The organism is Guyparkeria sp. SCN-R1 (assembly GCF_003932495.1).
Classification (GTDB): Bacteria; Pseudomonadota; Gammaproteobacteria; order Halothiobacillales; family Halothiobacillaceae; genus Guyparkeria.
Genome location: NZ_QZMT01000006.1, coordinates 15975 through 27224, shown reverse-complemented (window position 1 = coordinate 27224; position 11250 = coordinate 15975). Strand labels below are relative to the sequence as shown.

General features: G+C 67.4%; 10 protein-coding genes. 3 read left to right on the top strand and 7 right to left on the bottom strand.

Annotated elements, in window-relative coordinates; translation table 11 throughout:
* Positions 1–4: 4 nt before the first annotated feature.
* The 3 genes from thpR to D5687_RS04880 form a co-directional block, all read right to left on the bottom strand.
* Positions 5–556, bottom strand: coding sequence for an RNA 2',3'-cyclic phosphodiesterase (thpR, locus tag D5687_RS04890; protein WP_240031423.1), 552 nt, complete (start codon positions 554–556; stop codon positions 5–7).
* Positions 553–1560, bottom strand: coding sequence for an LLM class flavin-dependent oxidoreductase (locus D5687_RS04885; RefSeq protein ID WP_125198651.1), 1008 nt, complete (start codon positions 1558–1560; stop codon positions 553–555). The genes thpR and D5687_RS04885 overlap by 4 nt, the downstream gene beginning before the upstream one ends.
* An 81-nt stretch (positions 1561–1641) precedes the next feature.
* Complete coding sequence (locus tag D5687_RS04880) at positions 1642–1908, bottom strand: DksA/TraR family C4-type zinc finger protein (RefSeq protein WP_125198650.1); 267 nt, start codon at positions 1906–1908, stop codon at positions 1642–1644.
* 213 nt (positions 1909–2121) lie between these two features.
* Here D5687_RS04880 and D5687_RS04875 point away from each other — a divergent pair, with 213 nt between their 5' ends.
* Entirely contained in the window at positions 2122–4308 is a 2187-nt protein-coding gene (locus D5687_RS04875; RefSeq protein WP_125198649.1) for a TonB-dependent siderophore receptor, read from the top strand.
* Positions 4309–4564: 256 nt separating this feature from the next.
* On the opposite strand, the gene fhuB is transcribed toward D5687_RS04875, so the two are convergent.
* From fhuB to fhuF, 4 genes are read right to left on the bottom strand one after another with little or no spacing between them, the layout of a single operon-like run.
* A complete protein-coding gene (fhuB, locus tag D5687_RS04870) occupies positions 4565–6559 on the bottom strand; it encodes a Fe(3+)-hydroxamate ABC transporter permease FhuB (protein WP_125198648.1) in 1995 nt (664 codons plus the stop codon).
* The gene (locus tag D5687_RS04865; RefSeq protein ID WP_125198647.1) at positions 6549–7433 is read right to left on the bottom strand and encodes an iron-siderophore ABC transporter substrate-binding protein; all 885 of its coding nucleotides are present in this window, start codon (positions 7431–7433) and stop codon (positions 6549–6551) included. The genes fhuB and D5687_RS04865 overlap by 11 nt, the downstream gene beginning before the upstream one ends.
* 6 nt (positions 7434–7439) lie before the next feature.
* On the bottom strand, positions 7440–8207 hold the full coding sequence (locus D5687_RS04860; RefSeq protein WP_125198646.1) for an ABC transporter ATP-binding protein: 768 nt from the start codon (positions 8205–8207) through the stop codon (positions 7440–7442).
* Positions 8207–9001 carry a siderophore-iron reductase FhuF gene (gene fhuF / locus D5687_RS04855; RefSeq protein ID WP_125198645.1) on the bottom strand — a complete coding sequence of 265 codons (795 nt, stop codon included), beginning with the start codon at positions 8999–9001 and terminating at the stop codon, positions 8207–8209. The genes D5687_RS04860 and fhuF overlap by 1 nt, the downstream gene beginning before the upstream one ends.
* 248 nt (positions 9002–9249) lie before the next feature.
* Between fhuF and D5687_RS04850 the strand changes: the two genes are divergently transcribed.
* Together D5687_RS04850 and D5687_RS04845 are read left to right on the top strand one after the other, a co-directional pair.
* Positions 9250–10788, top strand: a complete 1539-nt coding sequence (locus D5687_RS04850; RefSeq protein WP_240031422.1) for an AsmA family protein — start codon at positions 9250–9252, stop codon at positions 10786–10788.
* Complete coding sequence (locus D5687_RS04845; protein WP_125198644.1) at positions 10760–11248, top strand: Mut7-C RNAse domain-containing protein; 489 nt, start codon at positions 10760–10762, stop codon at positions 11246–11248. Before D5687_RS04850 ends, D5687_RS04845 begins: the two co-directional genes overlap by 29 nt.
* Positions 11249–11250 lie beyond the last annotated feature (2 nt).

Sequence of the window (11250 nt, the reverse complement as noted above, 5' to 3'; positions counted from 1 at the left end):
CCATTCAGCCCCGGGTCCGGCATGCCAGCACCCGGTACGCACCGGGGTGCCCACCGCAGCCCGATTCGACCAGCACCAGGGAATCAGCGAACCAGTGGATCGGCGACTCGGGCGCGTCGACGGCCGGCGGGCGAGCGAAACGGCGCAGGCTGACATGCGGCTCGAACGGTCGGTCGTCGGTCTCCACCCCGCAGGCAAGACACAGCCCGCGGGCCTGCTCGGCCAGCCGCCGCAGTTCCCCGGGACAATGACTCGGCCCCGCCCAGGCGACCCGTGCCCCGGCAAAATGCCCCAGGCGGTCGAGCAGGATCGGGATCGGGTCGAAATGCAGGCTGGGCAATCGCTCGGCCAGGCAGTCAGCCCGGGCGGCATCGATGGTGCCCGGGAAGGCAAGCGTCAGGTGCAGGTGCGCCCGCGGCACCCCCCGGCCGCCGACATCCACCCCGCGCGCTAGGTGATGCAGTGCCGTGCGCGTAGGCTCGTCCGGCCACAGCGCAAAAAAGACCCGCTTCTTCGCATTCGCGCCCGGCTTGCCCGCCTCAATACTCCGACTCAAGCCGGCTCGCTCCTCGCGCCGAGTCGATTGCGCACCTCGGCCAGCAAATCGTAGGAGCGGCAGCGCGCGCCGTGATCGAAGCTCGAGTTGGTGACGATCAGCTCGTCGGCCTCGGTCGCCTTGAGGAATTGATCGATCTCCGATTCGACCGTCTCGGGCGAGCCGATCGCCGAGCAGGCCATGGTCCGCTCGATCACCATCCGTTCGAACCGATCGACCCGCTCGCGATAGCCGGTGACCGGCGGCGGGATCGGACCGGGGTGGCCCTGTCGCAGGGCGACGAAGGACTGCTCCATGGAACTGGCATGGAAACGTGCCTGTTCGTCCGTGTCCGCCACGTAGGCATTGAAGCCCACCATCGCGTAGGGCCGGTCGAGGAAACGCGACGGACGGAAATGTTCACGGTAATGCGCCAACGCCGGCATCAGGTCGCCCGGGGCGAAGTGCGAGGCGAAGGCGTACGGCAGCCCCAGGGCCGCGGCGAGCTGCGCGCCGAACAGGCTCGACCCGAGGATCCACACCGGCACCCGCGTCCCAGCGCCAGGGATCGCCCGCACCGCCTGTCCGGGCTCGGGATCGTCCAGCAGGGCAAGCACCTCGGCCACGTCGTCGGGAAAGCGATTGGGATCGCTGCCCTCGCGACGCAAGGCGCGCGCGGTGGTCTGGTCCGTGCCCGGCGCACGTCCCAGCCCGAGGTCGATCCGCCCGGGAAACAGCGTCTCGAGCGTGCCGAACTGTTCGGCCACCACCAGCGGTGAGTGGTTCGGCAGCATGATGCCGCCGGCACCGACGCGGATGCGGTGGGTCGCCGCGGCCACTTGACCGATCACCACCGCCGTAGCGGCACTGGCGATACCGGGCATGTTGTGGTGTTCGGCGAGCCAGTAACGTCGATAGCCGAGTGCTTCGGCCTGGCGGGCAAGGTCCACTGTATTGGCCAACGCCGTGGAGGCATCCGAGCCTTCGGTGATAGGTGCAAGATCAAGAATGGAAAATGGAATCATGGTGGGGAGTGTAGCGGACCGACACCTGGCGACAGCGGGTCGGCGATTCATCACCACGGCGCCGGCACATCTCGTTAATCCCTACCGAAGCTGGCTGTCCTTCGATCCCCGGCGGTTGTAGGGCGAGGCCGTCTCCTGCGCCTCGTCGCGTTCGGCCTGGCAGACCACGCACAGTCGCACCCCCGGCACGGCGCGACGACGCGCCTCGGGAATCGGCTCACCGCACTCCTCGCACTCGGCCAGGCTTTCGCCTGCCGGAATTTCGCTGCGCACCCGTTGCAGGGCATCCTCGACCGTATCGTCGATCTGCGCCTGCTCGGCGCCGTCTTTCGCCCAGCCGCCAGCCATTGGCAATCTCCTCGTTTGTGGTCGACGCACGCCGACATCTCGAATGTTAGGACCAGCCTACTCCTCACTCGTTTCCCCATGGACGGAAGCCGCCCAAGCAAACAATCGGTATTGCGCATGGCAATCGTTCTCATGTAGATTCGCCACAGCGACACCCGTCGCGATCAAAGAATCGATCCATTTTTCGTCATCCAATCCGTGAGACCGCTTGCCATGACCCAAACCAAACGTGCCCGGCGCACACCCATCAATCGAGCGGTTCGGCACTGCCTGACCCTTTCCCTGCCCTGCCTCGCGCTCGGAACCGGAGTCATTCACGCCGCCGAGCAGTCAAACGACGCCGTCGTGCTCGATCAGGTGGTCGTCGAGGGAGGTGGGTTCTTCCAACCCACCGAGCAGACCGGGCAGTACCGCGCCCCGGCTTCCTCGTCGGCGACCGGGCTGACCCTCACGCCGCGCGAGACCCCGCAATCGCTGTCCGTGATTACCAGCCAGCAGCTGGAGGACTTCCAGCTCGATGACGTCAACAGCGCGCTGGAGTCCACGCCCGGGGTCACCGTCGAGCAGCCGGAAACCGATCGCACCTATTACACCTCGCGCGGCTTCACCATCCAGCGCTTCCAGATCGACGGCGTCGGCGCCCCCCTGCCCTACGACAACGTCCAGGGCGATATCGACACCGCCGTCTACGACCGCATCGAGGTGGTGCGCGGTGCCAACGGCCTGATGTCCGGCAGCGGCACGCCGTCGGCGACCGTCAACTTCATCCGCAAGCGCCCCACCGCCGACACGCAGGCCTCGGCCAGCGTCTCGGCCGGGTCGTGGGATCGTCGCCGCATCGAAGGCGACGTCTCGGGTTCCCTGTTCGACAGTGACCGGGTGCGCGGTCGCCTGGTGGTGGCCGCCGAAGATGGCGATTCCTACCTCGACCGCCACGGACGCGAGCGCCAGGTCGCCTACGGCGTGATCGAGGCCGATCTCACCGACTCCACCCTGCTGACCGCCGGTCATACCTGGCAGAACAACGACAGCGACAGCCCGCTCTGGGGCGCGTTGCCGATGTACTACGGCGATGGCTCGCCCACCAACTACGATCGTTCGGCCAGTTCCTCGCCCGAGTGGAGCTACTGGGACAACGAGGACCACCGCAGCTTCGTCGAATTGCAGCAGTTCCTGCCCGGCGGCTGGGAGGCGACCCTGACGGGCACCTACCTCACCTCCGATTCCGACAGCGAGATCTTCTACCTCTACGACCCGGCCCAGCAGCTGCGTCCGGGCACCACGGAAGACCTGTCGATCATCATGGACAACTACCGTTACGAGAACGAGCAATGGGTCGCCGATGCCCAGGCCAAGGGCCCCTTCGATCTGTTCGGCCGCGAGCACGAGGCCATGGTCGGCGTGAACTGGAGCCAGTCGGAGATCACCGATTACTCCGCCCGCCTCTACGAGACCAGCGATATCGACGTGCCGCTCGACCAGTGGGACGGCAACTACCCGCGCCCGACCTTCGGCCCCTCCGACGGCGGCAGTGACTTCACCCAGGAGGAAAGCTCCATCTACGGCGCGACCCGCCTGAGCCTGACCGACCGGACAACCGCCATCCTCGGCGCGCGCGCCACCTGGCTGGAGAACAGCGGCGTGAGCTACACCGTGGCCCGCGAAAGCGAGTACGACGCCGAGATCGTCCCCTACGCTGGCCTGGTCTACGACCTGACGGACACGCTCTCGGCCTACGCGAGCTACACCGAGATCTTCGAGCCGCAGAACGAGGTGACGCAGAACTACCAGCCGCTGCCGCCGATCGAGGGACGCAGCTACGAGGTCGGACTCAAGGCCGCCCTGTTCGACGAGCGCGTGGATGCCACTGCCGCCGTGTTCCGCACCGAGCAGAACAACACGGCCACTCTCGCCGGCACATTCAGCAACCCGCGCCCCGGGTACTTCAACTACTACGAGGCGAGCGGCGACCTGACCAGCGAAGGCATCGAACTCACGCTGGCCGGCGAGATCCTGCCGGGCTGGCGCGCCAGCGGTGGCTACACCTACCTCGAGATCGAGGATAGCGACGGCGAACGTGCCCGCACCTTCATCCCGGAGCAGATGCTGCGCGCGCAGACCACCTACCAGCTGCCGTTCTGGCCGCAGATGACCGTCGGCGGCCAGATCCGCTGGCAGAGCGAAACCTTCCGCGACCAGCAGTACAACACCGGGCAGACCCGTCAGGACGACTACCTGGTCACCGACCTGATGGCGCGCTACGAGTTCTCGGACAACCTGAGCGCCTCGCTCAACGTCAACAACGTCGGCAACGAGAAGTATCTCAACAGTGTCGAGTACGACCAGGCGTTCTACGGCGAGCCGCGCAACGTCATGCTGACGCTCGACTGGAAGTACTGAGTCGGCAACACCTCCTCATGACCCCCAAGGCCCCGCCCCGTGCGGGGCCTTTTTTTTGCGCTGCGTGCGGGTTCCCGAACCGATCTGCATGGCCAACCGTGACGGCGACACGCCGATTGCCGCGGCGAATTGCGGCGACGGATTACGGCGACGGGGGCCGTGACGGAGGCGGAAGGGTCATGCTTGGGAAAGTGGGGCGTTGAGTCGCGCGGCGATGCTCGACGGCGACCAACCCGTGGCCGACAGCCGATGGCACCTAGAAGCGGCGCAACGCCCAGAGGAAATAGGTCCCGCCGATCAGCGAGGCGACCAGACCGGCGGGGATCTCGTGGGGGAACAGGATCTGCCGGCCGATCCAGTCGGCGAGGACCATCAGCCCCATGCCGATCAGGGCCGCACCCAGCAGGTGGTCGCGAGCGCGGGACAGGCCCAACAGACGGGCCATGTGGGGGGCGAGCAGCCCGATGAACGAGAGCGGGCCGATCACCAACGTCGCCGCGGCGGTCATCACGGCGGCAAGCACCAGCACCGCCAGTCGCCCGCCGGTCACCCGCACCCCGACCGCCCGACTGACGGCGGCGCCCAGCGGGAAGACCTCCAGCCAGCGCGACAGCAGCAGCGCGACCACCAATGCCATACCGGCCAGCGCGACGATCAGCAGCGCCTGCTCGAGGCCGACGTAGTAGGTCGAGCCCGACAGCCACGCCACGATCTGCTGGCCGCGCGGGTCACTACCGGCCAGCACCAGCGCCCGAACCGCCTCGGCCAGCGCCATGATGGCCACCCCGGTCAACAGCAACCGCTCGGGCAGGAATCCGCTGCGCCGGTTGAGCACGATCAACAGGGCCAGGGCCGCCAAGGCTCCACCCACACCCAGCGCGGCAAGCATCGACGTGCTGGCCGCGGGCATCCAGACAATGCCGAGCAACAGGAAGATCGACACCCCGCCACTGATGCCAAGCACCTCGGGGCTGGCCATCGGGTTGCCGCTCAGGCGCTGCAGCAGGGTGCCGGCCACGGCAAGCAGCAGACCCGCACCGGCGGCCGCCAGCAGGCGCGGCAGGCGCCATTCCCAAACCGTCCAGGCACCGCTGACCCACGACCAGCCGTCGGCGAGATGGCCACTGAGTAGCGAGACTGCCACCACCAAGGGCATCAGCAGCGCCATGACGAGCAAGCGGCGAGCCGGCCGCTCCGCCCGCGGCCAGCCCGAGCCCATCGTTTCCGGCGGGGTCCGGCTGGCCAGGCGCAACCGAGGGATCAGCCAGAGCAGCAACGGGGCCCCCAGGGCGGCGGTCATCGCCCCGGTCGGGATCATGGCGGGCAACCAGGCAGCCAAGTGTTGGAGGGAAAGATCGGTTACCGCGAGCAGCAACGCCCCGATCAGCATCGACCAGACCACTCGGGATGCCAGTCGGTGCGCGCCCAGCAGCCGGGCGATGTTCGGCGCGGCCAGGCCGATGAACCCGATCAGGCCCACGACGCTGACGGTCACCGCCGTGAGGAATACCGCCACCCCGAGCGCGGCCAGCCGCAGAAAGGCCAGGTTCACCCCCAGCGCACGCCCGCTGGCATCGTCCAGTTCGAGCAGTCGCAGCGGACGGAGCAGCAACCAGGCAATCACCAGCGCGATCGCCAAGCGTGGCAGCAGGAACGCGGCGTCGTGCCAACCGTCCTGCGCCAGCGACCCCGCCCCCCAGATCAGCAGGCCCTGGAGGGTCTCCTGGTTGAACAGCAGGAGCGCCATGGCCAATGCGCCGAGATAGAGGTTGACCACCAGCCCGGCGAGCACGACCACCAGCGGCGCCAGCCCGCGGCGCCAGGAGAGCAGGAACACCAGCCCCATGGCCAGCCCGCCGCCGGCCAAGGCCACCCACTCGGCACCCCACCCCATCAGCGCCGGGGCGAACAGCGTCGCCGCCATCAGGGCGAGATTCGCCCCGCCGGCGACGCCCAGGGTCGTCGGCGAGGCAAGCGGGTTGCGCAACACCTGCTGCATCAGCACGCCCGCCAGCGCGAGCCCGGCACCGGCGATCAGGGCGGTGATCAGACGCGGCCACCAACCGAGCGCCAACGCCCAGTCGGCGGCGGACACCGACGCGCCGCCAAGATCCGGCCACCAGCTCGACCACGCAAAACCGCCGGTCTGCTGCTGCAGTTGCCAGACGGCCAACCCCACCAGGACGGCGAACAGCCCTGCGGTCACGCCGAGGGGCGCGGCAACCGACCGGGCCGGGACCTCAGTCCGCATTGAACGCCCCCAGCAGTTGCTCGGCAAACCGGCCGGCCGACGGCAGGCCACCGAAGCTCCAGACCGGCTCGAGCTCCAGTGGATCGCGATCTGCACCGTGAGTCAGCCGCTGCCAAAACGCGCTTTTCGACAAGGCACGCTCGACACCGACGGGATAGGGCTTGACCACCACGATGCGCCCGTCGAGTCCGACCAGTGCCTCGAGTCCCACCAGGGAAAAGCCCCAGCGATTTGTGGCGCCGGTCCAGCCATTGTCGATGCCGAGCCGCCCCAGCACCGCGTGATACAGGCCGTTTTGGCCAAAGACCCGCACGTGACGTTCGTCCATGAACTGGACCACGATCACCGCTGGCGGATGGTCGGGCAGGCGATCGGCGATCTCGTCGAGGCGGTCCTCCGTGCGCCGGATGAGGGCCTCGGCCTGCCCTTGGCGATGGGCGTATTCCCCCAGCTCGCGGGTGACTCGCCGCAAGGCCGGCCAGGTGTCGACCCCGGGCCCATAGAGCTCGAACACCTCGACCGGCGCGACGGTCGACAGACGGCCTTCGAGGTTGGCGAATAGGGGCGAGAGGGCGATCCGATCGGGGGCGATCGCGGCCAGCTGCTCGAAATTCGGTTGAGCCCGCAGGCCCAGGTCACGCACGGTGCTCGGCACGGCCGGCCGGGCGACCCAGGACGCGTAGCCGTCGAGTTGTGCGAGGCCCACCAGGCGGGCATCGATGGCGATCAAGGTCTCGGCAACCGTCCAATCGAGGGTGGCGATGCGCGGGGCCGTGTCGGCCGCCCGTACGGACAACGCCGCCATCAGTAGTGGCAGCAACCACACGGCCAGCGGCCAGCGCCACCGTCGGCGGCCGTTTGGTGAGGACCGCATCACGGTTCAATCGACGATGGCGACGGGACGGGACTGTCCCGGTGGGGTGAGCACCTGCATGGACACGCCGTAGATGCTGCGCAGGGTGGCCGAGTCCATCAGCTGGCCCGGCGTGCCGCGCACCAGCAGTTTGCCGCCGTGCATCGCCACCAGCTGGTCGCAAAAGCGCGCGGCCATGTTGATGTCGTGCAGGACGATCACCACGCTCAGCCCCAACTCGTGCGACAGGCGACGAATCAGCTCGAGCACCTCGACCTGGTGGGCGATGTCGAGCGCCGAGAGCGGCTCATCGAGCAGCAGGAAATCGCTTTCCTGCGCCAGCAGCATGGCAAGCCACACCCGCTGGCGCTCGCCCCCGGAAAGCGTGTCCACGGCGCGGTCGGCAAAGGCCTCGGTATCGGTCATGTGCAAGGCGGTGTCGACGCGACGACGGTCGTCGGCGGTGAACCGCCCCAGCAGGCCGTGCCAGGGATACCGACCGAACCCCACCAGCTCGCGGGCGGTGAGGTGCCCGGTCACCGGCGGGTGCTGCGGCAGGTAGGCAACGCGCCGCGCGAAGGCTCGCGCCCCCCAATCGGCGACCGGCACCCCCTCGAAACGTACCGTTCCCGACGAGGGCACCTGCTGGCCGGCCAGCAGCTTGAGTAGCGTGGACTTGCCCGAACCGTTGTGACCGATCAGCCCGACCACCTCGCCCGGTGCGAAGGCGGCATCCACCGGCCCGAGCACCCGGGTGCCGCCGGCGACGAACGTGGCCGCGCTCACCTCGAACATCAGCGCCCCTCCCCGGCCGGCTTGCCCGACCGGCAGGCCAGGGGGCAATTCTCGCAGTAGTCGAGTTCATCCAGTCGATAGCGGATGCAGCAGACCCGGCGCAGTCGCTGGGGCTCGATTGAGCCCTCGTCAACGCGGTAGACCACCGGCCGGTACAGTCGATTGCGCCTGCCGGCCAGTCGCGGTGTTTCAAGAAACGCCCGAGCCTGGGCCAGCCGATCCGCACAGATGACGGGATGCTCGGCCAGCCGCGTGAGCACATGCTCGACAAGATTGCCTGCATTGCTCCAGAACACGTTGACCGAAGCTCCGGAATGGCGAGCCAGAGTAGCCACCACGTCGTCGAGCTCCTCGCAAACCAATTGCGCCAACAGTTGATCGACGGGCTGACGTCGCACCGGGACAGTCGTCGAGCTGAGCCAAAGCCGCTCGGGGCATCCATCCGGCGTAAAGCGAATCCCCCAGTCGGCCGACTGGCGAGGCAACGAATACCCATCCAGAACCATGACGGCGATGGTTGGTGACAGCCAGGCATGAAACAGCCACTTGGACCATTGCGAGGCGATCGCGCGCCGATCGCCACTCGGGAAGGCGGTGGCAAAACGATCCAGGGGTTCGTCGACAGCCGAGCCATTCCGCAGGGAGGCGCCGGACACGCTGCGGGGCCCCGCCAGATTCACCGGCTGAGGAATCTCCGCCAGCGAGCCGGAGAACATCAGGTCATCCGGGCGCAGGATGATGGAATGACCGGGCCGCCCCACGCGAACCGGCGGTTGCACCGAAATTGCCTGCATGTCGTTCTCCCACCGTTACGCCCGCGCGGCGGCTCGACGCCCCCGTGACTCGATTTCCGGATCGTATCGGATCGCCTATCTACATGCAAACCATTCGCATTACTGTTACCTATTAGGCAAAATCTTCACGGCCTCCCCCACATCCAGCCCGAGACGTGACCTCCATCGATACCGGATCAGTCAAAAATGCAGTCGAAACACGCTCGCCTGCCTACACTTGGGCAAACATGCGAGGAAGTTGCCGTGCCATGAACGCCATCACTCGCCACCCGGTCCGTTCGCTAGTCATCGTGCTAGCGGGAATCGTGGTGGGTCTAATCCTGCTTGCCATCGTCGCGGCACGGTTATGGTCCGCCGACGAATTGCGAGAGCGCGTCACGCAACTGGCAAGCGATCAACTGGGTCTGCCGGTGCACGTCGATGGCGACGTCTCGTTACGGTTTTGGCCCCTCCCTACCCTCCACGCGACCGAGGTGAGGGTAGGGCCGGCGCCCGGGTCGGGTGATGATCCGGTCGGCGAGCTCGAAGCAATCAGCCTGTCCATGCGCTGGTGGCCCCTGATCAGCGGTGACCTGGTACCGGAAACCTTGCGGCTGGATGCCCCGGTTGCGCGTCTGACACCAAGCACCCTCGAGGCCTTGGCCGCGCGTGGCACGCCGACCGATACCGGGCGTGGCGATCCGAACGAGCCGTTGGACCTGCGCGTCCGCGATGGCGAGATCCATTGGCGGACGTCGGCAGGCGATCGGGAGATGTCGATAAACGGTCTCGACCTGGACCTCGACAACCTGCATTGGCAGAGGCCGGCTGAGGGAGAGCACGCGCTGGCGCAGACGTCGTTGAACCTGACGGCCTCCGCCGATGCCGTGCGCCTCAATACCCTGCACCTGTCAGACGTGACCCTGTCGGGGTCAGCGGAGGACGGTATGTTTGCCACGGACGACTGGCAAATGACATTCCTCGACAGCCGCGGAAAAGGGAACGCCACGCTGGATTTCCGCAACTCGCCGGCGAATGCCACGCTCGAGATTGCCTTCGACTCCCTGCAACTCGCCAACCTGCCGGAACAATGGGCGCCCGCCGGTAGTGTCTCCGGCAGCGCGGAACTGACCGCCTCGCTGACAAGCAAAGTGGAACCCGGCTCGGTGCTGCGCCACCTGCAGGGCGAGGTGAAGCTGAGCGGACGGGACTTGCGACTGCGCGGCGTCGACCTGGACGCGGAACTGGCCGATTACCGGCGTACCCAGCGGTTCAGTCTCGTGGATGCGGGCGCGGTCATCTTCCTCGGCCCGGCCGCATTGCTGGCAACCAAGGGGTCCGACTTCGTGCGCATGTTGGACGGGGCCCAGGACAAGCAGACCCAGGTGGTCCAACTGGTCTCCGACTGGACCATCAAGGAGGGTACTGCCCGGACCCGCGATGTCGCCCTCTCGACCACACGCAATCGTGTCGCGGCCCAGGCCTCGCTCGATCTGCCGTCGCGACGGATCAACCAGGCCACCGTGGCGGTCGTGGATCGGCAGGGCTGCCCGGTCGTGACGCAGGAGGTCCACGGCAGCTTCGATGCGCCCCAGGTCGAGGAACCCAACCTGATAGAAGCCCTTCTCGGCGCGCCGATCGGCCTGCTACAACGGGGACTGGCCGCGATTTCACGCGGCGATGAAAGCTGCGAGGTCTTCTATGCAGGCTCCGTGACCGCCCCATCGGATTGGGACACTACCGGCAGGCAACAGACACCGTACCGACCCGTGACCGACCATGGCGGAGCCACGCTTTCTCTGCGATGAAATGCTGCAGCGACTGGGGCGCTGGCTGCGCGCCGCCGGCTTTGATACCGCCATCGCCGCCCCGGGCAGCGAGGACCGTGCACTGGTCGCCCAGGCCGATGTCGAGAAACGCTGGCTGATCACCCGGGATCGGCACCTGGCCCGCTTTCGAAACGGCGACGGACGCGTCGTGCTGCTCAACGCCAACGAGACCACCGAGCTTGCCGCCGAACTGACCGCTCGATTCGAGATCGATTGGCTGCACCATCCGTTCAGCCGCTGCCTGGACTGCAACACACCCCTGCTCCCGGCGACGCCCGCCCAACTCGATCGCGTGCCGGAAACGGCGCTGGCCATCGCCCGGGAGGGCTGGTACTGCCCCACGTGCGAGAAAGTCCTCTGGCGGGGCAGCCACGTGCGCCGAATGCGCCACACGCTGGAGAGTTTCGATCGCGGCGAGTGGTGTATCGCAAAGGACTGACC